At 65.5% G+C, this 24708-nt stretch carries 28 protein-coding genes; 9 read left to right on the top strand and 19 right to left on the bottom strand.

Going from position 1 to position 24708, the window contains the following annotated elements:
• The first annotated feature begins 215 nt into the window (after positions 1-215).
• From BLV97_RS15580 to BLV97_RS15565, 4 genes are all read left to right on the top strand, one after another.
• A complete protein-coding gene (locus tag BLV97_RS15580) occupies positions 216-611 on the top strand; it encodes a hypothetical protein (RefSeq protein WP_092164140.1) in 396 nt (131 codons plus the stop codon).
• Positions 608-1618, top strand: coding sequence for a sterol desaturase family protein (locus BLV97_RS15575; protein WP_051645832.1), 1011 nt, complete (start codon positions 608-610; stop codon positions 1616-1618). Before BLV97_RS15580 ends, BLV97_RS15575 begins: the two co-directional genes overlap by 4 nt.
• A gap of 160 nt (positions 1619-1778) precedes the next feature.
• Positions 1779-2942, top strand: a complete 1164-nt coding sequence (locus BLV97_RS15570; protein ID WP_035838108.1) for an aromatic ring-hydroxylating oxygenase subunit alpha — start codon at positions 1779-1781, stop codon at positions 2940-2942.
• A gap of 106 nt (positions 2943-3048) precedes the next feature.
• Positions 3049-3720 (top strand): DUF1028 domain-containing protein, encoded by a 672-nt coding sequence (locus tag BLV97_RS15565; protein WP_035838110.1) that lies wholly within the window; start codon positions 3049-3051, stop codon positions 3718-3720.
• Positions 3721-3723: 3 nt separating this feature from the next.
• Here BLV97_RS15565 and BLV97_RS15560 read toward each other — a convergent pair whose 3' ends face one another.
• On the bottom strand, positions 3724-3927 hold the full coding sequence (locus BLV97_RS15560; RefSeq protein ID WP_035838112.1) for a YgaP family membrane protein: 204 nt from the start codon (positions 3925-3927) through the stop codon (positions 3724-3726).
• A 116-nt stretch (positions 3928-4043) separates the two neighbouring features.
• Positions 4044-5198 carry an acetylornithine deacetylase gene (argE, locus tag BLV97_RS15555; RefSeq protein WP_035838113.1) on the bottom strand — a complete coding sequence of 385 codons (1155 nt, stop codon included), beginning with the start codon at positions 5196-5198 and terminating at the stop codon, positions 4044-4046.
• Positions 5199-5360: 162 nt separating this feature from the next.
• Here argE and cueR point away from each other — a divergent pair, with 162 nt between their 5' ends.
• The gene (cueR, locus tag BLV97_RS15550) at positions 5361-5798 is read left to right on the top strand and encodes a Cu(I)-responsive transcriptional regulator (RefSeq protein ID WP_051645833.1); all 438 of its coding nucleotides are present in this window, start codon (positions 5361-5363) and stop codon (positions 5796-5798) included.
• A 119-nt stretch (positions 5799-5917) separates the two neighbouring features.
• Here cueR and BLV97_RS15545 read toward each other — a convergent pair whose 3' ends face one another.
• On the bottom strand, positions 5918-6655 hold the full coding sequence (locus BLV97_RS15545) for a 3-methyl-2-oxobutanoate hydroxymethyltransferase (protein WP_092164138.1): 738 nt from the start codon (positions 6653-6655) through the stop codon (positions 5918-5920).
• A gap of 253 nt (positions 6656-6908) precedes the next feature.
• Here BLV97_RS15545 and BLV97_RS15540 point away from each other — a divergent pair, with 253 nt between their 5' ends.
• Positions 6909-8381 carry an ABC transporter substrate-binding protein gene (locus BLV97_RS15540; RefSeq protein WP_035838114.1) on the top strand — a complete coding sequence of 491 codons (1473 nt, stop codon included), beginning with the start codon at positions 6909-6911 and terminating at the stop codon, positions 8379-8381.
• 31 nt (positions 8382-8412) lie between these two features.
• On the opposite strand, the gene BLV97_RS15535 is transcribed toward BLV97_RS15540, so the two are convergent.
• The 10 genes from BLV97_RS15535 to efp all read right to left on the bottom strand — a co-directional run bounded on the left by BLV97_RS15535 (position 8413) and on the right by efp (position 17809).
• Complete coding sequence (locus BLV97_RS15535; RefSeq protein ID WP_051645835.1) at positions 8413-9435, bottom strand: response regulator; 1023 nt, start codon at positions 9433-9435, stop codon at positions 8413-8415.
• Between the two features lie 57 nt (positions 9436-9492).
• Positions 9493-10512 (bottom strand): alpha/beta fold hydrolase, encoded by a 1020-nt coding sequence (locus BLV97_RS15530; RefSeq protein WP_035838118.1) that lies wholly within the window; start codon positions 10510-10512, stop codon positions 9493-9495.
• A gap of 144 nt (positions 10513-10656) precedes the next feature.
• Positions 10657-11544, bottom strand: a complete 888-nt coding sequence (locus BLV97_RS15525) for a polysaccharide deacetylase family protein (protein ID WP_035838120.1) — start codon at positions 11542-11544, stop codon at positions 10657-10659.
• A complete protein-coding gene (locus tag BLV97_RS15520; RefSeq protein ID WP_035838122.1) occupies positions 11541-11966 on the bottom strand; it encodes a nuclear transport factor 2-like protein in 426 nt (141 codons plus the stop codon). The genes BLV97_RS15525 and BLV97_RS15520 overlap by 4 nt, the downstream gene beginning before the upstream one ends.
• Positions 11967-11968: 2 nt before the next feature.
• Positions 11969-12634: an aspartate/glutamate racemase family protein gene (locus BLV97_RS15515; protein ID WP_035838189.1), complete on the bottom strand. Its 666-nt coding sequence runs from the start codon at positions 12632-12634 to the stop codon at positions 11969-11971.
• A gap of 11 nt (positions 12635-12645) precedes the next feature.
• A complete protein-coding gene (locus BLV97_RS15510; RefSeq protein WP_035838124.1) occupies positions 12646-13545 on the bottom strand; it encodes an ABC transporter permease in 900 nt (299 codons plus the stop codon).
• A gap of 3 nt (positions 13546-13548) precedes the next feature.
• On the bottom strand, positions 13549-14427 hold the full coding sequence (locus BLV97_RS15505) for an ABC transporter permease (protein ID WP_035838126.1): 879 nt from the start codon (positions 14425-14427) through the stop codon (positions 13549-13551).
• A 77-nt stretch (positions 14428-14504) separates the two neighbouring features.
• The gene (locus tag BLV97_RS15500; RefSeq protein WP_035838132.1) at positions 14505-15788 is read right to left on the bottom strand and encodes an ABC transporter substrate-binding protein; all 1284 of its coding nucleotides are present in this window, start codon (positions 15786-15788) and stop codon (positions 14505-14507) included.
• Positions 15789-15845: 57 nt separating this feature from the next.
• Complete coding sequence (locus BLV97_RS15495; protein WP_035838133.1) at positions 15846-16829, bottom strand: ABC transporter ATP-binding protein; 984 nt, start codon at positions 16827-16829, stop codon at positions 15846-15848.
• Between the two features lie 413 nt (positions 16830-17242).
• Complete coding sequence (efp, locus tag BLV97_RS15490; protein ID WP_035838134.1) at positions 17243-17809, bottom strand: elongation factor P; 567 nt, start codon at positions 17807-17809, stop codon at positions 17243-17245.
• A 99-nt stretch (positions 17810-17908) separates the two neighbouring features.
• On the opposite strand from efp, the gene epmA reads away from it, so the two are divergent.
• On the top strand, positions 17909-18946 hold the full coding sequence (gene epmA / locus BLV97_RS15485; RefSeq protein WP_035838136.1) for an EF-P lysine aminoacylase EpmA: 1038 nt from the start codon (positions 17909-17911) through the stop codon (positions 18944-18946).
• 171 nt (positions 18947-19117) lie between these two features.
• Here epmA and BLV97_RS15480 read toward each other — a convergent pair whose 3' ends face one another.
• From BLV97_RS15480 to BLV97_RS15470, 3 genes are read right to left on the bottom strand one after another with little or no spacing between them, the layout of a single operon-like run.
• Positions 19118-19735 (bottom strand): class I SAM-dependent methyltransferase, encoded by a 618-nt coding sequence (locus BLV97_RS15480; protein ID WP_035838137.1) that lies wholly within the window; start codon positions 19733-19735, stop codon positions 19118-19120.
• 16 nt (positions 19736-19751) lie between these two features.
• Complete coding sequence (pssA, locus tag BLV97_RS15475) at positions 19752-20492, bottom strand: CDP-diacylglycerol--serine O-phosphatidyltransferase (protein ID WP_035838138.1); 741 nt, start codon at positions 20490-20492, stop codon at positions 19752-19754.
• 2 nt (positions 20493-20494) lie between these two features.
• On the bottom strand, positions 20495-21187 hold the full coding sequence (locus BLV97_RS15470; protein ID WP_035838139.1) for a phosphatidylserine decarboxylase: 693 nt from the start codon (positions 21185-21187) through the stop codon (positions 20495-20497).
• Between the two features lie 208 nt (positions 21188-21395).
• On the opposite strand from BLV97_RS15470, the gene BLV97_RS15465 reads away from it, so the two are divergent.
• Entirely contained in the window at positions 21396-22022 is a 627-nt protein-coding gene (locus BLV97_RS15465; protein ID WP_035838141.1) for a DedA family protein, read from the top strand.
• Between the two features lie 89 nt (positions 22023-22111).
• Here BLV97_RS15465 and BLV97_RS15460 read toward each other — a convergent pair whose 3' ends face one another.
• Both BLV97_RS15460 and rpmB read right to left on the bottom strand, forming a co-directional pair.
• On the bottom strand, positions 22112-22582 hold the full coding sequence (locus tag BLV97_RS15460; RefSeq protein WP_035838143.1) for a copper chaperone PCu(A)C: 471 nt from the start codon (positions 22580-22582) through the stop codon (positions 22112-22114).
• A 157-nt stretch (positions 22583-22739) separates the two neighbouring features.
• Positions 22740-23027: a 50S ribosomal protein L28 gene (gene rpmB, locus BLV97_RS15455; RefSeq protein ID WP_035838145.1), complete on the bottom strand. Its 288-nt coding sequence runs from the start codon at positions 23025-23027 to the stop codon at positions 22740-22742.
• 211 nt (positions 23028-23238) lie between these two features.
• Between rpmB and BLV97_RS15450 the strand changes: the two genes are divergently transcribed.
• Complete coding sequence (locus BLV97_RS15450) at positions 23239-23586, top strand: antibiotic biosynthesis monooxygenase family protein (RefSeq protein ID WP_035838147.1); 348 nt, start codon at positions 23239-23241, stop codon at positions 23584-23586.
• 35 nt (positions 23587-23621) lie between these two features.
• Here the strand turns inward: BLV97_RS15450 and meaB are convergent, their stop codons facing one another.
• Complete coding sequence (meaB, locus tag BLV97_RS15445; protein ID WP_035838149.1) at positions 23622-24602, bottom strand: methylmalonyl Co-A mutase-associated GTPase MeaB; 981 nt, start codon at positions 24600-24602, stop codon at positions 23622-23624.
• Positions 24603-24708 lie beyond the last annotated feature (106 nt).

The following is a 24708-nucleotide window of genomic DNA, read 5'->3' as shown; positions in this document are numbered from 1 at the left end:
CGAAGGAGCGGGCGCCAATCGAAGCGCCCGGCAACAGGTGTTGCCCCATCCCTCGTGTCCCGCGCCAAGGGTGTTTCGCGGGGCCCGCGTCTCGGCGCGGTCCGCTTTCCGTGGCGCGCCCCGAGATCAGGCTTTCGGACAGGTCCGTTTCGCCGCCGCAGAGGTTGACACTCCCCCCCGACACAGGGCCATTGTTTACCTCTATGGAGGGCAAGATGCCGCTTGAGATTCTGCTCATCGTCGTCGCCGCGGGCATGATCGGCATCACTTTGATGCTGCATCTGGCCGGCCAGACGCGCGCCTTCGAGATTGCCGACGAGGAAACCGCGCGCGGCGAATGGTTGCGCCACTTCCCCGACGACGAAATTCACGAGGTCACCCTTGCCCCCGGTAACAACGCGGCGCTGATCAGAACTGCGCAGGGCCCCGGGCTGCTGTGGTCGCTGGGCGCCGATACGGTGGCCTATCACATGGCCCATCCGAGCGCCCGCGCCTGCCGCAAAGGGCTGCGTGTCGAGATCGGCGATTTCGCCGCCCCCGCCGTCACCCTGCGCCTGCCGCCGGAAGAGCGCATCCGCTGGGCCGCCCGCATCGAAGGAACAACGCCATGACCGATCCGACCTTCCCAGATGTCGTGAACCTGTTCGTCCCCGGCTTCATCGGCCTGATCCTGATCGAATTCGTCTGGATCATGTTCAAGAAGCGCGAGGACCGTCACGCGGGCCGCTACGAGACGCTCGACTCGCTGACATCGCTGACGATGGGGGCGGTCAGCGTGGGGCTGGGGCTGGTGCTTGGGTTCATCACCTGGGGCTTTCTGATGGCGCTGTGGTGGATCACGCCATTCAATCTGGGCACCTCGATCTGGGCGATCCTGGCGTGCTTCATCCTCGATGACCTGCGCTATTACTGGGTGCACCGGATCGGACACCGTTCGCGCTGGGTCTGGGCAAGCCATGTGAACCACCATTCCAGCCAGCATTACAACCTGTCGACGGCGCTGCGCCAAAGCTGGACCGACACCTTCACCTTCATGATGATCGTGCGCGCGCCGCTGGTGCTGATCGGCTTCCATCCGGCGCTGGTGCTGTTTTGCGGCGGGCTGAACCTGATCTATCAGTTCTGGATCCATACCGAGGCGATCAAGAAGATGCCGCGCTGGTTCGAGGCGGTGATGAACACGCCCTCGCATCACCGCGTCCACCATGGCCGCAACCCCCGCTATCTGGATGCGAACTACGCCGGCGTCTTCATCATCTGGGACAAGATGTTCGGCACCTTCGTGCCCGAACTGGAAGACGACAAGCCGGAATACGGGCTGGTCCACAACCTGGGCACCTTCAACCCGCTGCGGGTGGCGTTTCACGAATGGGTCGGCCTGTTTCGCGACGTGTTTCGCCCTGGTCTGACGCTGCGCCAGCGGTTGATGTATGCCGTCGCCCCCCCAGGCTGGAGCCATGACGGAAGCCGCGATGATTCCAACCACATCCGCGCCAAGTATGTCGCCCGCCACCCTGAGGCGCGCGGCACCCCAGGGCTGGAGCCGCACCGTCTGGGCAAGGTGTCCGAGGCCGAATTCGCGCCCCGCGTGTCGCCGGTCAGTGAGCCGGCAGAGTAGCACGGGGCGCTTCCGGCCTTCGGTCGCACAGGCGTGGCAGCCGGGGTGCGCAGCCGTCACTGCGGGCTGGCCGTGGTTCTGGACGCATTGATCATTCCTCATGACTTGTTTGTATGGAAATGATCTAATGCGCTGAAACTCAGGTCGGAGGACACTCGCCATGACCCATCACGACAGCCGCCTGACCCCGCTGCAGGAATTGCAGAAGAATGTCTCGGTGCCGTTCGAAGAAGCCATGGCGATGCCCAAATCTGTCTATACCTCGGCCGCGTTCGCCGAACTGGAACAGACGCAGATCTTCGCGCGCGAATGGCTGTGCGCCGGCCGGGCCGAGGCGCTGCCCAACCCCGGCGATTACCTGACCATGACCATCGCCGCAGAGCCGGTGATCGTGCTGCGCGACAACGACGGCGCGATCCGCGCCTTGTCGAACGTCTGCCGCCATCGGATGTCGACCCTGCTGGAAGGGCGCGGTCATGTCCGCGCGATCGTCTGCCCCTATCACGCCTGGACCTACAACCTGGATGGCGCGCTTCGCGGGGCGCCGGCAATGACGCTGAACCAAGGCTTCTGCAAGGATCAGATCGCTCTGCCACAACTGCGTTGCACGGTGTGGCTGGGCTGGATCATGGTCACGCTCAACCCGGATGCGCCGGACCCGGCCGAACGGCTGAAAGGCGTCGAAGCGCTGGTCGGCGATCTTCACATGGAGAATTACAGGGAGGCCTTTCGCGAAAGTTTCCACTGGCATACCAACTGGAAGGTGTTGGCCGAGAACTTCATGGAAAGCTATCACCTGCCGGTCTGCCATTCGGGGACCATCGGTCATACGGTGGATCTGACCAAGATGACCTGCCCCGAAGGCGACCCGGCCTTCAACTATCACTACATCATCAAGAACGACGCGCTGGACCTGACCCTGGCGCACCCGACCAACACCGCCCTGACCGGCGACATGCGCCGCACCACCTGGCTGATCTCGATCTATCCGTCGCTCATGATCACGCTCAGCCCGGGCTATTTCTGGTATCTCTCGCTTACCCCCGACGGGCCGGGTCATGTGAATGTGCTCTACGGTGGCGGCCTGGCGCCGGAATTCGTGGCCGACCCGAAGGCCAGGGACCATTTCGCGAGGCTCAAGACGCTGCTCGACGAGGTCAACCAAGAGGACAAGGGTTGCGTCGAGAAGGTCTATCAAGGTCTCTGCGCCGGTTTGTCGAAGCCCGGGCCGCTCAGCCATCTGGAGCGGCCGAATTTCGACTTTGCGCGCTACATCGCCGGGCGCCTGAGCGCTGAGGATGCGGCGCCCGCGAATACACTCTGATACCGCCCCGCCCATGGCCCGCGCCACCGGCGATTTGCCTTTTTGCGGCGGGCCCTGCTTCAAGCCCCGTGCCCCGCACCGCCCAGATGACAGGAGCGAGCCTCCCATGACCTTCTCTCTCGTCGCACGCTGCCCTGGGACCGGGCGCCTGGGAATGGTGATCAGTTCCTCCTCGCCGGCGGTCGCGGCCCGCTGCGCCCATGCGCGCGCCGGTGTGGGGGTAGTGGCCAGCCAGAACGTGACCGACCCGCGCCTGGGGACCCGGGCGCTTGACCTGTTGGAAGGCGGCGCCCGCGCGCCCGAAGCCGTGGCGATCCTGGCGCGCGAGATGGCGCATCCCGAGTATCGGCAATTGCTGGTCGTCGACCGCCTCGGCGGCGCGGCGATCCATTCCGGCACGAAAGCCCTGGGAACCTGGGCCGAGGCGGTCGGTGAAGGCGTGGCCGCCGGCGGCAATCTGCTGGCCGCGCCGGATGTGCCCGCCAAGATGGTCGCGGCCTTCGCCGCCACGCGCGCGGCCTTTGGCGACCGGCTGATCGCAGCTTTGGAAGCCGGCCTTGCCGCGGGCGGAGAGGCCGGGCCGGTGCATTCCGCGGGCCTGCTGATCGTCGATGCCCAGCCCTGGCCCTGGGCCGATCTGCGCATCGACTGGTCAGATGCCCCGATCGCGGAATTGCGAAAAGCCTGGGAGGTCTACGCCCCCCAGGCCGACGATTACGTCACCCGCGCCCTCGATCCGACCGCGGCCCCCAGCTACGGCGTGCCGGGGGACGAATAGCGATCAGCGAAAGGCGCAGCCGGCCTTCAGGCCGAACATCTTGAAGATCGCGGCCGCCGGGCACAGGCCGGTAAAGCCGGTCTGCAGCAGGTTCAGCCCGATGAAAGCCGTCAGCCACATCCACAGCGGCGAGACCCAGTAGGTCAGGGCAAGGCTGATCAGGATCATCGCCCCAGCGAAGGAGAATACGGCGCGCTCGACAGTCATTGGCGTCTCCAAACAATACAGCCGGGCACCCCGCCCGGCCTTTGGCCGCTGGTACCATTGCCACAAATTAAATTCAATATATTGAATGTGATTTCATCATGCGACATTATGTCGCATCAGGCGTCCTGTTCCAGACGATCGAGCAGTGCGGCGAGCATGGCATCACAGCCGGCCAGTTGGGCTTCGGTGACGAATTCATCCGGCTTGTGGCCCTGCGCCATGCTTCCCGGCCCGCAGATCACGGTGGGAATTCCGAGCCGCTGGTGAAACAGCCCGCCTTCCGTCCCATAGGCCACCTTGATCGTGCCGTTCGCGCCGGTTAGGGCCTTCACGAAGTTGACCACCTCCGCGTCGGTGGGGGTGCCAAGCCCGGGATAGGCCCAAAGCACTTCGATCGTGATCGCGGCTTCGGGGAAGTCGGACCTGTGGGCGGCGACGATCGTTTCGGCCTGCTCGCCAAGGATCGCCAGCAGCGCCTGGGGATCGTCTTCGGCGAGGGCGCGGATCTCGAATTCCAGGACGCAGCGGTTGGGGACGATGTTGACCTGCACGCCGCCCTGCATCTTGCCGACATGCAGCGTGGTATAGGGCACGTCGTAATCGCCGTCCTTGCGCCCGGTGGCGGCCAGTTCCGCCTGCAGCCCGCGCACGGCGTTCAGGAAATCCGCCCCCAGATGCAGCGCGTTCAACGCCAGCGGCGCCAGGGCCGAATGCCCCTCGCGCCCGGTGACGGTGGCGCGCAGGGCGGTCTTGCCCTTGTGGCCGGTCGCGACCTGCATCGAGGTCGGCTCTCCGACGATGCACATGGCGGGGCGGATCGGGGCTGCCTCTAGCATGTCGATCAGCGAGCGCACGCCCAGGCAGCCGACCTCCTCGTCATGGGAAAAGGCCAGGTGCAGCGGCGTCTTCAGGGGGCGCTTCGTGGCCGCCAGCGCCGCCGACAGCGCCGAGGCCACGAAGCCCTTCATATCGGTGGTGCCGCGCCCGTAAAGGCGGCCCTCGCCGCGCGACAGCCGGAATGGATCGCGCGTCCAGGCCTGGCCCTCGACCGGCACCACATCGGTATGGCCCGACAGCATGACCCCGGCGCGTTCCTGCGGTCCGATCGTGGCAAAGAGATTGGCCTTCGTGCCGCTCTGATCACGGATCAGCTGCGCCGTCACCCCCGCATCGGCCAAGACGTCGCGCACCCATTCCATCAGCGCGATATTGGGCAGGTGGCTGACCGTCTCGAAGGCGATCAGGCGGTCCAGGATGTCGATCGTGCGCATGTGAACCTCCGGCTGCGACCCTGACATACCTCAAAGCGCACGCGGGGGCACCCAGGTCGCGCATGTCAGAAGTCCGGCCCACCCCTTGACCTTCCCGTCACGGGAGCCTTTATCCAAGGCATGGCGGTACCAAACCGCCCTGTGCAGGAAAGGACTGCCCCCGTGAAGATCGCAGAGGTTGCCAGCCAGACCGGCCTGCCGGCCAAGACTATTCGTTATTATGAGGAAATCGGCCTGATCCATCCGGATCGCCACGCAAACGGCTACCGCGACTTTTCCGAAAGCCATCTGCACAAGCTGGCGTTTCTCGGCCGCGCTCGCTCACTCGGATTTTCGATCGAGGAATGCCGCGCGCTGATGGCGCTATACGAGGATCGTGACCGGGCCTCGGCCGATGTGAAGGTGATCGCGCAAGAACATCTGGGGGCGATCGATTCGAAAATTTCCGAATTGCAGGCAATGCGCCAGACCTTGGCGCATCTCGTGTCGTGCTGCGCGGGCGACGACCGGCCGAATTGCCCGATTCTAGCCGATCTGGCCGGCACCACGACCCCGATGCGCACCACCTCGCACGACAAGGAGAAGCTCTCTGCTGCATAGCGCTTGGGCCTTCGACCACCTGCCGTGACGACGGGCATGGAACCGGCCGGCGCCCCACGCAGCGGGCACGCCGCGCGGGCCCCGGGGCAGGATCCAGCCAGATGCCCGCCCCGTCGGCCCTATTCGGTCGGCGGGCTTCGAACTTCTTTGGCAAAGGCGGCGATCTTGCCGCTGTCCAGCGGGCCCAGCAACGCGTCAGCGTCGCGCAATTGACCGTCGCAGGTGGCCGGAACACCATAGCCGATCGCCGGGATCTCGACTTCGGCGCTGATCGCCGCCGCCAGCGGTGCGCTTAGCGATTCGAGAACCAGGGCGAATGCGCCGGCTTCGGCGACAGCAAGCGCGTCGGCGGCGATCCTCACGGCCTCTTCCCCGGGGCCGATGACAGCGGTATCGGATGCGGACCTGTCTGCGCGCGATGCCCCCCCGACATGGGCCATCACCGGGATACCGCGCGCCGACAGAAAGGCGATCGTTTCGGCCATCACCGCGCCGCCGCGCAACTTCACCGCCATGGCGCCGGTATCGGCCATCAGCGCGACGGCACTGCGAAAGGCCCGGCGCGGCGATTCCTGATAGCTGCCGAAGGGCAGGTCGATCACCGGCATCGCATGGCTCAGCCCCCGCACCACCGCGCGGCCGTGCAGACGCATCATCCCCAGGCTGGTCGCCATCGGAGAAGACAGTCCGTGCAACGCCGGCCCGACGCCATCGTCGATGATGACGACATCGCAATGCTGATCCGCGATCCGCGCCACGGGCGTCGTGTAGGCCGTCACGCAGACCAGCGGCCTTCGCCCCTTCCGGAACCGGATTTCCGCGGGCGCGGGGGCATGGCTGGGGGCCGTCACGCTCATTCTGAAGTCCTCGATTCCCTCACCTATATTTAGCCGCGGGCGGGGTCCGGGACCAGCCGTCCCTGTCGGCGTCAACGCTCCGTCCACGGGAACGAGACAGCCACGCACCCCGCGTGACGGCGTCAAGACGGGCCGCCGTTCCGGGCCACGCGGGATGAACCCGGCTTGATCCGGGGCGGCAGTCGGTGGATCATGCCGCCGTCGCCCGCGCCGGGACCCCCCGAGACGCGCGGCGCAGGACAGGAGGGTAGCAATGTTCAATCGCCTCACGCTGGTGGCGGCCGCACTGATGGCCGTCGCCGCGCCGGCCTATGCGGCCAAGGATTCGATCACCCTGGGCATGGTGCTGGAACCGCCGGGTCTTGATCCCACCTCAGGCGCCGCCGCCGCGACGGATGAGGTCACCTATGCCAACGTCTTCCAGGGCCTCACCCGCTTTGGCCCCGAGGGTCAGGTGGAACCCGATCTGGCGAAAAGCTGGGATATCTCGCCCGATGGCAAGGTCTGGACGTTCCATCTGCACAAGGGGGTGACGTTTCAGGACGGATCGCCCTTCGATGCCAGCGTGGTGAAATTCAGCCTCGACCGGATCAACGCGCCTGGGTCGACCAACGCGCAAAAACCGCTTTACGCGGAGATCGAGAAGGTCGAGGTCATCGACCCGCTGACCGTCAAGATCATCCTCAAGGCGCCGGTGGGCGATTTCGCGGCGAACCTTGCCTGGGGCGATGCCGAGATGGTCTCGCCCAAGTCGATCAAGGACGAGGCGACGCATCCGGTCGGCACCGGGCCCTTCATGTTCAAGGATTGGGTGAAGGGCGACAAGGTCGATCTGGTGGCCTATCCCGGCTATTGGGGCGAAAAGCCAAAGCTGAAGAAGGTGACGTTCAAGTTCATCTCGGATCCGACGGCGGCCTTTGCCGCGATGATGTCGGGCGATGTCGACGCCTTCCCGAACTTTCCCGCGCTCGAGACACTGAAGCAGTTCGAGAACAACCCCCGCTTCAAGGTGATGATCGGCAACACCCAGGGCGAGACGCTGCTGTCGATGAACCACCGCAACAAGTACCTGGCCGATATCCGGGTGCGCGAGGCGATCGCCCATGCGATCAACCGCCGTGACATCATCGACGGCGCGATGTTCGGCTACGGCACGCCGATCGGCACCCATTTCCCGCCCTTCAGCAAGGATTACGTCGATCTGCGATCGCTGTCGGCCTATGATCCGGCGCTTTCGCGCGAACTCTTGAAAGAGGCGGGCGTCAAGGACCTCAAGCTTCGGCTCGCGCTGCCGCCGCCGGCCTACGCGCGGCGTTCGGGGCAGATCATCCAACAGGAACTGAAGGCCGTGGGCATCGATGTGGAGATCACCAATCTCGAATGGGCGCAATGGCTGAGCCAGGTGTTCAAGAACCACGATTTCGACCTGACCATCGTCAGCCATACCGAGCCCAACGACATCGGCATCTACGCCCGGCCGAACTACTACTTTGGCTATGACAACCCGGGCTTCCAGGGGCTGATGAAGCGTCTGACGGTCGAGACCGACAAGACCAAGCGCGCGGCGATGCTGCGCGAGGCTCAGGCGATCATCGCCAAGGATTATGTCAACGGCTTTCTGTTCCAGCTGCCCAAGACGGGCGTCGCGAACGCGAAGATCATGGGCCTGTGGAAGAATGCGCCGACGCAGGCGAACGACATGACCCAGGTCTACTGGAAGGACTGAAGCCCTGGCTGAGCGGCCTCGCGCCGGCCGCTCAGCCGCTCACGAGTCCCAGCCGGATGCTGAGCGTTTCTTGCTCGGCATTCTCGATCGCGCGGTACATCGCCGTCACGTTCTGCTGTTCGTTCCGGCCGCCAAGGCGGTGCGATTCCATCATCATAACAGTGACATCGATGGCGCGACCCGCATCATCCGCAAGCGCCTGGGCGGAAAGCTCTGCATTGATCGCCGTCTCGATCGCATCGCGTTGTTCCGTGCTTATGGCGGCCGCGTCCGATACGATGAGAAAGACACCGGACCCGCAATAGGCGATGAAGGGATGCGGCAGCCGGGCATGCGCAAGTATCGCCCGCGCGGTCGCGGCAAGCACCCGGGTGAACGCCTCGGGCGAACACCGCCGATGCAATTCGGCCCCCTCGCGCATATGAAAGGTCACCACCGAAAGCTTGTTCTCGCTTGAACGAGACAGTTGCGCCACATAATTCGCCAGCGCGTCCAGTTTCACCGAACGCTTCACGCCCTCGATCTGGATCGGATCGAAATAGGTCGGCGCCCGCTGATCCGCCGCGCCGGCGCCGTCCGCCATCGCGCCCGACCGCGCGCCACTGCCGCCGCCCGCCAGCGCGATCTGCCGCGCCCGCGACAGCAACTCGGTGGCGTCGACCGGCTTGGTGATGTAGTCGGATGCGCCGGACATGAATGCCCGCTGCACGTCTTCCTTCTTCCCGCTTGCCGTAAGCATCACGATGCTTGCATCATGGTATTCCGGCAGACGCCGAAGCCAGCGGCAAAGGTAGTCTCCCTCGATTTCAGGCATCCGCAGATCGATAAAGGCACAGTCGAACGGCTGCGCGGCGCTCGACACGATCTGCGCCGCCTGCTGAGCCGAGACCGCCGAAGTCACATCGTTGAAACCGCCCGTGTCGAGCATCGCCTCCAGGATTTCCAGAAAGAACGGGTCATCATCGACCGCGAGAATTTTCATCGCCGGCTTCCCCTCCCTCGTCGGAGTCGAATTCTGGAACGACGAATGGCCTGTTTCGCCGCCGAGGTCCATCCAAGACTGATTTGCGCATCGATCTTCTTTGCAAATCAATCCGGTCAGTCACAGATATCACCTGTCGAACAGATCCGACACCGCCTTGCGCAAGGTAGTTTCATCGTCCGGATTGAAAACCGGATTTCCGGCCCGATGCCCCCAGATCGACTCGATGGGCCGGAATTCGGCATTGGGCATCATCGCGGTCTCGATCTCGCTGTCTTCAGGCGTGAAATACAGATCGGTGCGCGATGGCATGACGATCGCGCGGGCGGTGATCGCGCCGAGCGCCGCCGCCAGGTCGCCCTTGTAGATCTCGTTGTCGGATAGGTCCGAGCCCATCCAGGTTTCCAGGCCGGCCAGCAGATCATGCGCGTCGCGACGCAGAAAGTTCGCCTCCCACGAGCGCACCAGGAAATCTTCTAGCGAGGCGAAGCCCGCCCGTTCGTACAGCCGCTCGCGGTAGAACGCCTGCGACATCGCCCAGCCGGCATAGACCCGCCCCATGGCGCGAAGGCCACGCACCGGATGGGCATCGAAATGATCGCCGCGCCAGGCGGAATCGCCCGTCAGCGCGGCACGCACGCCTTGCAGGAACACCTTGTTGTGGATCGAGGTCCGGGCCGAGCCGCAGACCGCGCAGATCCGGGCCACGCGATCGGGGAAGATGGCGCCCCAGTGCAGCGCCTGCTGCGCGCCCATCGACCAACCATAAACCATCGCCAGACGGGTGACGCCGAAGACGGCCTCCAGCATCGTTGCCTGGGCGCGGACGTTGTCCCAATGGGTGAAGGTCGGGAAGCGTCCCGGGCCGAAGGGCGGATCCATGTTCGACGGCGAAGTCGACAGGCCGTTGCCGAACATGTTGGGGATGACGATGAACCAGTCACGCGGGTCCAGCACCCGGCCCGGACCGATCAACCATTCGGTATCCGTGTGCTGGGCGCCATAGGACGTGGGGTAGAGGATGACATTCGACTTGTCCGCCGCAAGCTTGCCATAGGTCTTGTAGGTGATCTGCGCGCGCGGCAGGGTAAGGCCGCGCTGAAGCGTCAGGTTCTCGAATTCAAAGATCCGGGGATCCGCAGAGGTCATGAGATGTCCTGCCTTTCGGCTTGCGTGGCGCGCCGGCGCCCCGGGTCTGACGTGTCCTAGCGCAACGGTGCGGGCCTTGGCAAAGCGCATCTTCGCCCCGCCCGACGCCCGCGGCTTCACCGCGACGGCCGCGAACTTTTGGCTTCAGCCCGGGAACAGGTCGGGCTGCGCATGGCAGAAGCGGCTGATCGCGCCCGCATGGGTGAACCAGACGTCATCTCGCCGTGCAAGCATGTGGGCGATGGCCGCGCGCAGATGGCGAAGCCGGAAGGGCTGCCCCACGATATACGGGTGCAGCGCGATCCCCATGACCAGCGGCTGCGCTTGCGCCTGGTCAAGCATTTCATCAAAACTGTCCACGATCATCGCGGCGAAATCCTCGGCCGATCCACGCCGCGCCGCGATCGCCGGGATATCGTTCAACTCCTGCGGATAGGGGATCGACAGGATCCGCCCCGAACGGGTGCGCATCCAGACGGGTTGATCATCCATGCACCAGTTCAGCGTGTAGCGATAGCCCGCCTCGGACAGCAGATCGGGGGTAACCGGGCTTTCCGCGATCCAGGGGCTCAGCCAGCCCTCGGGGGCCGCGCCCTCGGCGGCGGCGATCCGGCGCGTGGCCTCAGCGATCAGCGCGCGTTCCTCGGCCTCCGGCAGGGTGCTTTGACGTTCGGAATTGGTGCGGCCGTGACCCGCGATCTCGTCGCCGCGGTCGCGGAAAGCGGCCAACAGCGCGGGGGCATACTCATACATCGCGCTGTTGGCCAGCACGGTGACGGGCAGATCGAACCCCTCAAACAAGTCCAGCATCCGCCAGGCGCCGACGCGGTTGCCCCAGTCGCGCCAAGCGTAGTTCAGCACATCCGGCTGCGGGCCGCCCGGGGCCAGTTCGGCACCCAGCCCCTCGCCAAAGGCGAAATGCTCGAGATTCAGGCCGACATAGACTGCCAGGCGCTTGCCCTCGGGCCAGCTGAAATCCGGCCGGGCGACGATCGGGCTGTAGCCGTAGCGGCCATGTGTCGAAAGCTTCATAGCGGTGCCTCGCTCAGGGCGTGGCGGTCCAACAGGATCTCGGCGCTGTCGTTCCAGACCTGCGTTTCGGTGATGCGCCCGCCGCGGACGGTGAAGACATCGATATAGCGGTTGGTCTCGAACGGCGTGCCATCGGGCCATTCGCCGTAAAGATAACCGGTATTGTAGACGCGGACCTCGCCGGTTTCGGGGTCGATCGCGGCGTCGGTGCGCAGAAAACACTTTTTCACCCAGTTATAGCGCCTGACATTGAAGGCGGCGCTGTCGGCGGGCGAGGCAAAGCGCCGGCCGCCGGTGAAGATCATCCGAAATCCCGGCGCGACATGGCGCGCGGCACCCTCGGGGTCGGGGATCATGGAAAGATGCAGATAGGTCTCGACGATCTGCTTCGCCGCGGCGACCGGATCGGGCAGGTCGGTCATGGCTATCCCCCTTCACGAGCGGTGAAATCCACCGCGGCACGGGCCAGATGCGCGGCGGCGGCGACGCCGTCGATCAGCCGCATCCCGGTACGTGCGGTCAGTTCGGGCGCCAGCGCCGCCATCCCGGCGCAGCCCAGCACCACCGTCGCGGCGCCGTCCCGGTCACGGGCCAGGGCGATTTCCTCGGCCAGCCGGGCGCAGACCGCCGCACCGCCCGCGTCGATTTCCAGCACGGGCAATCCGCAGGCCCGCACCGAGGCACAACGCCCACCAAATCCCTGTGCCCGGATATTGCCCGCGATCACCGGGACCGAAGCGGCGGTCGAGGTGACGACCGAGAACCGCACCCCCAGCGTCGCGGCCATCAGATAGGCGGACTGGCCGATCCCCAGCACCGGGCAATCGGCGATGCCCTGTGCCTCGGCCAGGCCGGTATCGTCGAAACAGGCGATCACGATCGCCTGGGCACCCCCCGCCCGGGCCTTGGGAATGCGCGCCAGAAGGCCCGCGATCGCGGCCTCGCCATCCGCCGCGCCCTGGATCGCGGGTGGGCCGTCGGTATTGGTCGCGCCGGTGATCCGCGCCGCCGGCAGCGCCGCGCGGGCGGCGGCCACGATATTGTCGGTCATCGCCTCTGTCGAGTTGGGGTTGATGAAGGCCAGGTGGATCATGCGCCCCCTCACACACCCTTGCCCGCGTCCGATCCCAGCCGGCGCCGGCGCCGCTGCACGATCGAGACGATCGCCAGCATGGTGCCGATCACCGTGAAGGACACCGCAGTTGTCACCGTGCCCAGCGCATAGATCGCCGGGGTAGTCACGGTGGTGGTCAGCGCGCGCAACGTGATCGGCAGCGTGTTGTCGGCGCCCATCGCCTGGCTCGACCGGGCGATCTCGTCCCAGGACAGCGTGAAGCCGAACAATGCCACCCCCGCGATCGCCGGCGCGATGATCGGCAGCACGACATGACGGAAGGTCTGCCAGGGCGTGGCGCCCAGGTCGCGGGCGGCTTCCTCATAGGCCGGGTTGAAGCGGTTGAAGACCGCGAACATGATCAGAAGGCCGAAGGGAAACGTCCAGCTGAGGTGCGCGCCGAGGCCCGAGGTGAACAGCCCCATCAGCGTGGTGAAGTTGTTGTAGACCCACTGGATGTCGAAGGCGGCGCCGACGGCCTTGACGGTGTCGTCGGCGATGCGGAATTCCAGCGCGATGCCCAGCGAGACCACGATCGAGGGCACGATCAGGCTGGCGATGGCGGTATAGAACAGAAGTGTTGCGCCGCGGAACCTTCGCCGGAATGCCAGCCCCGCCATGACCGAGGCAACGACCGTCAGGATCATGACCGTCACGCCCAGGCGCAGCGAATTCCACAGCGCGGAGCCAATATCCACCACGCCGATGCCATGAAAAAGCTGCGCGAACCAGTGCAGCGACACCCCGCGCATCGGGAATGTCAGCCCCCCCTGCGGCCCTTGGAAGGACAGGATCAGGATGGTGATCGTCGGCCCGTAGAGGAAAACCACGAACAGCGCGAAGAACACGGCGAGCAGGTAGAAGGCGGGCGAGCGGCGCTCATGCATGGCTCATAGCTCCTTGCGGATGTCGACCAGCCGGGTCAGACCGAAGATCAGGGCCAAGACGGTCGCCAGCAGCACCACCGCGTTCGCCGCCGCCAGCGGGAATTGCAGGAAATTGGTCTGCACCTGGATCACCTTGCCGACCGAGGCGATTTGCTGCCCGCCCATGATGCCGATGGTGATGTAATCGCCCATCACCACGGTGATGACGAAAATCGAGCCGATCGCGATCCCCGGCTTCGACAGCGGAACCAGCACGTTCCACAGCGTCTGCCAGCCCGAGGCACCGCCGTCCCGCGCCGCCTCGATCAGCGACCGGTCGATGCGGGCCATGGAATTGAGGATCGGGATGATCATGAAGACGGTGTTGAGGTGCACGAAGGCCAAAAGCACCGAGAAATGCGAATAAAGCAGCCATTCGACGGGATGATCGGTGACCCCCAGCGCCAATAGCCCCTGGTTGATCAGCCCGTTGCGGCCCAGCAGCGGGATCCAGGAAATCATGCGGATGACGTTCGAGGTCCAGAACGGGATCGTGCAGATCAACGCCAGCACCACCTGCATCATGGGCGTGCGGACCTCGAACACCAGGAAATAGGCGATGGCGAAGCCGATCACCAGGGTCAGGGCCCAGACCTCGGCGCAGAAGATCAGCGTCTGCAGGTAGGTGGCGAAGGTGGTGCACAGATCCGGCAATTGGCGGACGCAGCCGCTGAAGATGTCGGTGTAATTGCTGAGGATGAAGGCAGGCGTGATCGAATACTGGTTGTATTGCCAGAAGCTGACGATCACGATCACTGCCAGCGGCACCACGAAGAACAGCGTAAAGACCGCCGCCATCGGCGCCGCCTGCCAGTAAGAGGTCTTGGTCGATTTTGCTTTCATCGCCGATCCCGCGTCAGGGGGCCGCCCATCCCGAAGGCGGAGCGGCCCGGTCATAGGCGCCTTGCGTCACCGTGGCCTTAGGCCGCGATGAACTGGTTCCACTTGCGCACCATGTATTCGTTTTGCTCCATGACCGAGTTCCAGCACGCCACATGGCCCATGCGCGCCGCGTAGGACCCGCCGTCGCGCACCGCGCCGGCCTTCTCGATCAGGGTGCCGTCGGGGGCGTGGATGTCATGCGCGGCGGGCTTGCCTTCCATCCAGAAAGCCCATTCATAGGGCTTCATGTAGTCCTTCGCCGTTTCCAGCACGGCCGAGTAATAGCCCTGGCGGTTCAGATAGGCCCCGGCCCAGCCCGACAGGAACCAGTTCACGAAGTCATAGGCCGCGTCGATCTTCTTGCCGCGCGTGGTCTTCGGAATGCCGAAGCCCGACGCCCAGCCGCGATAGCCCTCGACCAGGCCTGGATAGGCGCATTTGATGCCCTTCGAACGCACTGCGGTCACCGCCGGCGACCACATGGATTGCAGCACCACCTCGCCCGAGGCCATCAGGTTGACGCTTTCGTTGAAATCGGTCCAGAAGGCGCGGAACTGACCCGCCTTCTTGGCCTTGATCAGCGTGTCGATGGTGAAATCGATCTCGGCCTTGGTCTGGTTGCCCTTGTCGCCGTATTTGATCAGCCCCGCGGATTCGATCGCCATGGCCGCGTCCATGATGCCGATCGAGGGCACGTTGATCAGCGCCGTCCTGCCCTTGTATTCGGGGTCCAGAAGCGCCTTCCAGTGCTTCACCTCATGGCCGATCAGATCGGGCCGCATGCCCAGCGTATCGGCGTTGTAGGTGGTCGGGATCAGGGTGATCCATTCGGTCTGGTCCTTGGCGAACTTGGTAGAATGCTCGCCTTCCAGATAGAACACCTTGGCCGGTGCGGTGCCCTGCATGCCCACCTTCTTGCCGTCCACCGTGCCCTTGGTCAGCACCGTGGACAGCTTGTCGGCATATTTGATCTTGTTGGCATCCATCCCCACCAGGTTGCCCGAGGGGATCAGGTTGGGCAGCGAGAAATATTCGCTGTCGACCATGTCGAAGGAATTCGGCTGGGTGATGATGCGCTTGGCCACCTCGTCGGTGGTGACCGGGATATATTCGATGGTGATTCCGGTGTCTTCCTTGCATTTCTTGGCGATGTCGGCGGATTGGTTCACGGCGGTGCCCAGATAGCGCAGGGTCACACCGTCGGCGGCCAGCACCGCGGGCGCGCCAAGCACCTGCGCCCCCAGCACCGCTCCGCCCGCGGCCGCGCCGCCTTTCAGAAAGGTCCGTCGGTCGACCGATTTTCCGTTCAAGCGATAGCTCATGTCCAAACTCCTCTGTTGATTGCGTCCATTCTTGGGCGTCTGTGGATGGTTCGGGGATCAGGCCTCCAGCGGATGCACGTCCGTCTCGGGCCAGGCGACGCTTGCCAAATCGCCGACCTGCAGGGGCTGGCTGAAGAAGTCGCGTTCCGGAAGCACGACGGACAGCTCTTGCGCCTGCCCGGTCTTCAGCACCAGCTGCACCGTCGTGCCCTGGTATTCTATGCCGAAGATCGCGCCCTCGATCGTGCCGCCCGCGCCGCGTGTCAGGATCATCCGGTCGCTGCGCACCGCGATGGCGCGGCCGTCGCGGCGGATCACGTTGTGGCCCCCCAGAAAGCGCGCGACGAATTCGGTGCGCGGCGCGTTGAACAGCGCGCGCGGGGGGCCGGATTGCTCGATCACCGCGTTGTTCATCACGATCACCTCGTCGGCCAGCGCCAGCGCCTCGTCCTGGCCGTGGGTGACGTGGATGAAGGTAATGCCCAGCTCCCGTTGCAGCCGCTTCAGTTCCACCCGCATCCGGACGCGCAGGAACGGGTCCAGCGCCGAAAGCGGCTCGTCCAAAAGCAGCACCTTGGGCTGGGTGATCAGCGCGCGCGCCAGCGCCACGCGCTGCTGCTGCCCGCCCGACAACTGATCGGGGCGCCGCGCGGCATAGGGCGCCATGTCGACCAGTTCCAGCAGCTCATCGGCGCGCACGTGGCGCTTGGCCTTGGCGACGCCCCTCATCTTCAGTGAAAACGCGACGTTGTCGCGCACCGTCAGATGCGGGAACAGTGCGTAATTCTGGAACATCATCGCGGTGCCACGGCCGGCCGGTGGCAGCCCCGAGATATCCACCCCTTCCAGCAGGATCGCGCCTTCGGTCACGCTTTCATGCCCCGCGATCATCCGCAGGGTCGAGGACTTGCCACAGCCCGACGGCCCAAGCAGGCATACATAGGTGCCCGCCGCGATCAGGTGATTGAGATCCCGCACCGCGACGGTGTCGCCGTAGCGTTTCGTCAGGCGGAAAAGTTCAAGATCGTTCGCCGTGCGCATTCTGTCTCCGCGGCTGTTTCGCCTTGCAGACTGTCGCGACACGCCGGCCGCCGGCAGATTTTTCACACCGCCCCGGCACGACAGCGGACGGCTGCGGAATTCTTGGGCGGCCGTCGCGGCCAGTGCACAGTTTCAAGCCAGAAAACGCACCCCGCGGCAGGGGCGCAGGGACGGCGGCGATACCCCGAAGGCCCCCCGGGGCGGATTTCATTGCATCCAGAACCACCTGCGACGGCACGGCCTGGTTTCGGCCGCAAGGGGGCAAGCGGTCAGGCTTTCGCCATGCCGCGGGTTGGAAGGCGGGAAAGATCCCCGCCGCGACAAGAGACAAGCGCCAGAGAATAGACAAGGGCCAGGCGAGGGCGCCAGAGCGGCCCCGAACCGGCCGCCCGACGCGACTTCGCGCGGCGACCTCAGTCCTTCGCGCGCTCGACGTAGCTGTTGTCGGCGGTGTTGATCACCACGCGGGTGCCCGCGTCGATATGCGGCGGCACCATCACCCGCACGCCGATATTCGTCATCGCCGGCTTGTAGCTGGACGAGGCCGTCTGCCCCTTCACCACCGGTTCGGTCTCGGTGATCTCGACGGCGATCTTCTGCGGCAGTTCGATCGAGATCGGGCGCCCCTCATAGGTTTGCAGCATCACCTTCATGCCCGGCTCCAGATAGGGCGCGGCATCGCCCACGACCTCGGGGGTGGCGGCGACCTGGTCGTAGGTCTCGGGGTTCATGAAGTGAAAACCCTCGGCGTCGTCATAGAGGAAATCCCAGGTGCGTTCGTCGACATTGGCGCGTTCGACCTGCTCGGTGGTCTTCCAGCGCTCGGTCGTCTTCACGCCGTCGACGATGCCGCGCATGTCGACCGAGGTGGTAGGCGTACCCTTGCCGGGGTGGAAGTTCTCGGCCTTGAGAACGACATAGAGCTTGCCGTTCATTTCCACGACGTTTCCCTTGCGCAGGGAAGAGGCGATGACTTTCATCGGATGGTCCTTGTCGAAGCCTGCGGCGCAGCCTATGCGCCTGTCTGAACCCGGCCCTAGCCGAACTGGGCGGGGATTTCCAGTCAAGAGGTGCAGGCAATGACCGAGACCCCATGGTGGAGCCCTTCGCGCCACGCCGACCGCCGCCCCGTGTTGCTGGCCCGCAACCGCGCCCAGGCGGCGATCCGCGCCCTGCTGGCCGCCGAGGGCTTCGTCGAGGTCGACCCCCCAGCCCTGGTGACAAGCCCCGGAAACGAGGCGCATCTGCATGCCTTTGCCACCGATCTGATCGGCAACGACGGCGCGGCGCGGCGGATGTATCTGCACACCTCGCCGGAATTCGCGATGAAGAAGCTGCTGGCCGCGGGCGAGCAGCGGATCTTTTCCTTCGCCCATGTCTGGCGCAACCGCGAGCGCGGGGTACGGCACAGCCCGGAATTCACGCTGCTCGAATGGTACCGCGCGGGCGAGGACTACACCGTGCTGATGGAGGATGTTGCGCAGATGGCGCGCCGCGCCTGCGAGGCGGCGGGAACGGCGCTGCTGCGTTTCGGCGATCACGCCTGCGATCCTTTCGCGCCGGTCGAGCGGCTTTCGGTCAGTGAGGCCTTCGCGCGTCACGCGGGTGTCGATCTGCTGGCCACGCTGGGCCCGGGCGGGGTGGCCGACGGCCCGGCGCTGGCTGCGCAGGCCGGCGCGGTGGGGCTGCGCACCGCCCCCGACGATACCTGGTCCGACATCTTCTCGCGCGTGCTGTCGGATCGGGTAGAACCGCACCTGGGCCATGGCCGGCTGACCATGTTGGACCGCTACCCCGCAGTCGAAGCGGCGCTGGCGCGCACTTGCGCAGATGACCCGCGCGAGGCCGAGCGCTTCGAAGTCTATGCCTGCGGGGTGGAACTGGCGAACGGCTTCGGCGAATTGACCGACGCGGTCGAACAGCGCCTCCGGTTCGAGGCCGAGATGGACGAAAAGGCCCGCATCTACGGCGAACGCTACCCGATCGACGAGGATTTCCTGGCCGCCCTGACGATCATGCCGCCGGCCTCGGGCATCGCACTGGGCTTCGACCGCCTGGTGATGCTGGCCACCGCCGCGCCGCGCCTCGAAGACGTGCTCTGGGCGCCGGTGGATTAGCGCGCCGGGCAATCACCCCATCGCCGCCGCCCCGCGGGCGGCCACAAGAGGCACGTTGTCCAGGGCGATAGGCCCAGGGCAATCTTGCTTTCATCGTTCACGAAATACGCCGCTGAAGCAAAGTTCAGCGGCTTCGTCGCCGCCTGGGCCTTGCGAAAGGACCCGCCGTCCCTACCCCGCCTTGCGGAAGGCCAGGAAGGTCATCATCCGCAGCGGCGGAAATGCCCGGCGTTCCACCAGCGTCAGGGACGGCTCGCCCATCACGGTCGCCAGCGGGAAGTCGGAATGCCAGCCGATCAGGTTCGACAGCGGCGCCATCAGGCGCTCCAGCCCGGCAAGGACACCGCTTTCGCGCGCGAAATGGTTGGTGATCACGACGTTACCGCCCGGCTTGCAAACCCGGGCCATTTCCGCCAGCACCTTCTCGGGCTCGGGCACCACCGACATGATGTGCATGGCGACGACGGTATCGAAGCTTTCCGGCGGGAAGGCCAAGTCGCGCGCATCCATCTGCTGCAACGCCTTCACCTGGGTCAGGCCATGCACGCGCACCTTTTCGCGCGCCTTGTCAAGCATCTCCTCGGAATAGTCGACGCCGGTGACCTCGACCTCTCGCCCGTAGAACGGCAGCGCCAGCCCGGTGCCGACCCCCACCTCCAGCGCGTTGCCACCCTTGGCGTTGACGTAGGATACCGTCCGGCGGCGGCCACGTTGGGTCACTGCGCCGAAGGTGTTGTCGTACACCGGCGCCCAGCGCGCGTAGGATTTCTCGACGGCCCGTAATTCCATGACCAGGAGCCTTACCTCAGCTTAACGATTTTGCAACCCTCCAGGACCAGAGCATCCCGGCCAGATAGGCGAAATCCAGCACAGTCAGCGAAATCCACGGAAAGCTGAGCAGTGCCGCCAGCACGGCGACGAACCCGACGATGAACAGCCGCGCGTTCTCGCGGTAGATTGTCAGCGATTTCAGCGACCAGGTCGGAATGCGGCTGATCATCAGCATACCGACCGCCACGATATAGATCGCGATCAACGGTTCGGGCAGCAGCGGCACCTGCGACCAGGTGAAGGACGCGAAGATCGGCAAGAGAGCCAGAAAAGCCCCGGCCGGTGCAGGCACGCCGGTGAAGAAGCGCTTGGCCCCGCCGCCCGCGTCAGCCTTGCTGTCGACATTGAACCGCGCCAGCCGCAGCACGCAGCAAACGACATAGATCACCACGGCGACCCATCCCTGATCGCGCAGCTCGGCGAAGGCCCAGACATAGATCAGGATCCCCGGAGCCACACCAAAGTTCAGGAAATCGGCCAGCGAATCAAGCTCGGCCCCCAGCGGGCTTTCGCTTTTCAGCATCCGCGCCAGCCGCCCGTCGAGCCCATCGAACACCGCGGCCACGATGATCAATTGCACCGCGACGACATAATTGTGCTGCAGCGCGAAGCGGATCGCCGACAGGCCCGCGCAGATCGCAGCCACCGTGATCAGGTTCGGCAACAGGGTGACAAGCGGCAGCTCCACCCTGCGTCTGCTACGACGTTCGGGCATGCTCAGCTCACCCGGGCCTGGCGGCGGGGCTCATCCGCGCGCAGATCGGCAAGGATGGTTTCGCCCGCGACCATGGTCTGGCCCAGCGCGACCAGCGGCGCGACGCCCGCGGGCAGGTAGACATCCAGCCGCGATCCGAATCGGATCAGGCCAAAGCGCTCTCCGGTCTGCAGGCTTTGCCCCGGCTTGGTCCAGCACACGATCCGCCGCGCCACCAGCCCCGCGATCTGCACGACGGCGATATTGCGGCCGTCCTCCAGCTCCAGCCGCAGGCTGTTGCGTTCGTTGTTCTCGCTGGCCTTGTCGAGCGAGGCGTTGACGAAGGTGCCCGGATGATAGGCCACCGCCGCCACCCGGCCGGCGACCGGGCTGCGGTTCACATGGCAGTTGAAGACGTTCATGAAGACACTGACCCGGGTCAACGGCTCTGGGCCCATGCCCAGCTCTGCCGGCGGGATCGCCGGTTCGATCAGCGACACGACCCCATCGGCGGGGCTGACGATCAATCCCTCGCGTGTCGGCGTCGCGCGCTTCGGGTCGCGAAAGAAGTAATAGCACCACACCGTCAGCCCGACCCCGACCCAGCCAAGCGGCGCCCACAGGAAGAACAGCGCCAGTGTCACCGCCGCGAAGATCGCGACGAACTTGATCCCCTCGCGGTGCATGGGCTTGAGGAAGGTTCCAAGCATGGTCATTCGCGCAATATCCCCAAATCGACGCCGGGCTTCCCCCTGCCCCTGTCCCATAGCAAGAACCACGGCGTCCCGCCACATGCCTGTGCCGCGCCGCCGCGCCGCAGCCGGCAAGGCAGTGCCGCATTTGCATCCCGCGATGACGCGGAGGCTTGAGTTCATCCCGCCTTGATGGGATCTTCGCGCCCCGACAGCGCGCGAGGGAACAGAGATGACTGCAGCATTGATGACGGCCCTCGCGGGCTTCATCACCGGGGTGATCAGCACGCTCGGCTACGGCGGGATCGCGCTTCTGATGGCGATCGAATCCGCCTGCGTTCCGCTACCGTCCGAGATCATCATGCCGTTCTCGGGCTATCTGGTGTCGACCGGGCGGTTCTCGCTGCTGATGGTCGCCACGGTGGGGGCGATCGGCTGCAATATCGGCTCGACGCTCGCCTACCTCGTCGGCGCCTATGGCGGGCGGCCGCTGGTCGACCGGTGGGGGCGCTATGTGTTGCTCAGCCCGGCCGATCTGGACCGGGCCGAGCGTTACTTTGCCCGCTACGGAAGTGTGACGGTCTTCGTCGGGCGGCTCTTGCCGGTGGTGCGCACCTTCATCTCGCTACCCGCGGGAATCGCACGGATGCCCTTTGCGCGGTTCCAGATCTATACCTTCCTCGGCTCCTGGCCCTGGTGCTTCGCACTGGCCTATGTCGGGCTGAAGCTGGGCGAAGCCTGGAACCGCAGCCCCGCGCTGCGCCGGGCGATGCACGCGCTGGACGGCGTGGTGCTGATCGCCCTACTGGCCGGCGCCATCTGGTACGGCCGCCACCTTTGGAAAGGGCGCGGCACCTGACTGTGGCGCGACCGGGGCGCGATCAGATCGGCGTCCCGGCCAATCGCGGCCCCGCCACCGCGCCGGCACGGTGGAACGCTCCGCCCTTGTCAGTCGCCCATCTTCATCGGCGCCATCGGGCCCTGGCGGGTGTTGTCCACCGGGACATCCACTTCAACCGCACCCGCCCTTTGGAACGACAACGTCAGGTGCACCACATCGCCCTGCTTCAGCGGGTGCTTCAACCCCATCAGCATCACATGATCACCGCCCCGCGCCAACAGCGACGAGCCATGGGCGGGCACCAAAATGCCGCCCTTCACCTCGACCATTCGCATCACGCCACCGGCGCTTTCTTCATGAGTATGCAATTCGGCCACCGCCGACACGTCGGCCGTTACGCCGATCAGCCGATCAGCGTCTGCCCCCGAATTCTCGATCTCCATGAAGGCCGCGGCGGATTTCGACATCGGCGTCGAGACCCGCGCATACGGCGCCTTGATCACGATCGCGCCTGCCTGAACGGCCCCCGCCAGCCCGACGATCGCACCGGCCAGCAGAAGCGACTTTACAAAAGTCATGCATCTTCCTTTCGCTTGGTCGGGCGCTCGCGAAACCGGACCTGCCAGCACTGTAGGGTCCGGGACTGCATGGTAAAGGCGACAAAATCGCCCGGCCCGCATGCAAACGCAAACGGCCCCGCCGAAGGCAGGGCCGGGCATCGGGCTTCGGAAAGGCTCAGGCCGCGGCCTGAGCCTTCGCGATTTCCTTCTTGATCTTCAGCGCCTTCACCGACAGCTCTTCGTCCTTCGCCTTGGCGAGGAAAGCGTCGAGACCGCCACGGTGATCCACCGTACGCAGCGCCGAGGCCGAGATCCGCAGCTTGAAGGCGCGACCCAGCGCTTCCGATTGCAGCGTCACCTCGTTGAGGTTCGGCAAAAACCGCCGCCGGGTCTTGTTGTTGGCGTGGCTGACGTTGTTGCCCGTCATCGGGCCCTTACCGCTCAGTTCGCAGACGCGCGACATCGTCCTGATCCTTGTCTTTTCGAGTCTTTTCGATACTCAATGGCGCCGCGAACGGCGGCGCGCCGAATTCCATCCGCGCCGTTTAGGGGGAATCCCCCCGGGCGTCAAGCGATTCACACACCCTCCCCCACGATCCCCCGCATTTGCCGCCTGCGGAGCCCTTGCCACCGACCGCCGCACCCAGCAATATGCCGCCAACACGGAGGCGGGCATGATCGCAATCATATTCGAAGTTACCCTAAAGGCCAGCGAGCGCGACAATTACCTGGCCATCGCCGCCGACCTGAAAGCTGATCTTGTACGTCAGGACGGCTTCATCTCGATCGAGCGGTTCGAAAGCCTGACCACGCCGGGCAAACTTCTTTCGCTATCGTTCTGGCGCGACGAAGAGGCGGTGGCGAACTGGCGCAAGCTTGAAAAACACCGCCGCGCCCAGGTTGCCGGGCGGGGCGGGATGTTCGCCGACTATCGGCTGCGCGTGGCCGGAGTGATCCGCAATTACGGCATGGAAGACCGCGCCGAAGCCCCCGAGGACAGCGTCGCCGCCCACGGCGTCTAAGACCCGCGACCGCAGCCCCCGCCCCGGCGCCCGCGCTAGCCCCGCCCCAGGAGGCGCAGCATCTCGTCCGCCGCGGCCACCGCGGTCATTTCGCCCGCCTGCACGCCGGCGCCCAGCCTCGCCATCGCCTCTTGCGCCGGCCCGGGGCGGCGCAGGTCGGCCAGAAGGCCTGCGCGAACCTCTTCCTCGAACCAGGCGCGGGCCTGTTCGGCGCGGTTGGCCGCGAAATGCCCTTCCGCCCGGCGCCAGTCAGCCAATTCGGTCATCGCGGCCCAGGCCGCCGCCAGACCGGTTTCCTCGATCGCCGAGACTGGCATCGCGCGGGTGTAACCCTCGGGATCCTGCGGCCGGCGGCGCAAAAGCCGCAACGCGCCCGCGTAATCGGCCTGGGTGCGCGCGGCGACGGCCTTCAGGTCTCCGTCCGCCTTGTTGACCAGGATCAGGTCGGCCATCTCCATGATGCCGCGCTTCACACCCTGCAGTTCGTCGCCACCGGCGGGGGCCAGCAGCAGCACGAAAAGATCGGACATGCCCGCAACCATGGTCTCGGACTGCCCCACGCCCACCGTCTCGATCAGGATCACGTCATAACCGGCGGCCTCGCACAGCAGGATCGCCTCGCGCGAGCGGCGTGCGACGCCACCCATCTGCGCCTGGCTGGGCGAAGGGCGGATGAAGGCGCGCGCTTCGCGACTGAGGCGCTCCATCCGCGTCTTGTCGCCCAGGATAGAACCGCCGGACCGGGCCGAGCTTGGGTCGACCGCAAGCACCGCGACCTTCAGCCCAAGGCCGGTGAGCATCAGTCCGAAGGCTTCGATGAAGGTCGATTTACCCACGCCGGGGGTGCCCGACAGGCCGATGCGCAGCGCTTCGCGGCCGTCGCGCGCCAGACGGTCGATCAGCGCGGTGGCCTGGGCGCGATGATCGGCGCGCGCGCTTTCCACCAGGGTGATCGCCCGGGCCAGCGCGCGGCGGTCCCCGGCCAGAACCCTTTGGGCGATATCCTCGATCTCCATGGGCTGCCTTTTTCAATCCCTCGCGCCGTTTTCCCCTTCCATGACGGCCATGTCCAGTGGCCGGTGCCCCTACGATGCCCGCACATCCGCCACTGGCCAAGCACCG

It is taken from the genome of Allgaiera indica, assembly GCF_900106675.1.
GTDB classification, from domain to species: domain Bacteria; phylum Pseudomonadota; class Alphaproteobacteria; order Rhodobacterales; family Rhodobacteraceae; genus Acidimangrovimonas; species Acidimangrovimonas indica.
The sequence above is the reverse complement of the archived record's forward strand: the minus strand, read 5'-3'. Positions and strand labels throughout refer to the sequence as shown.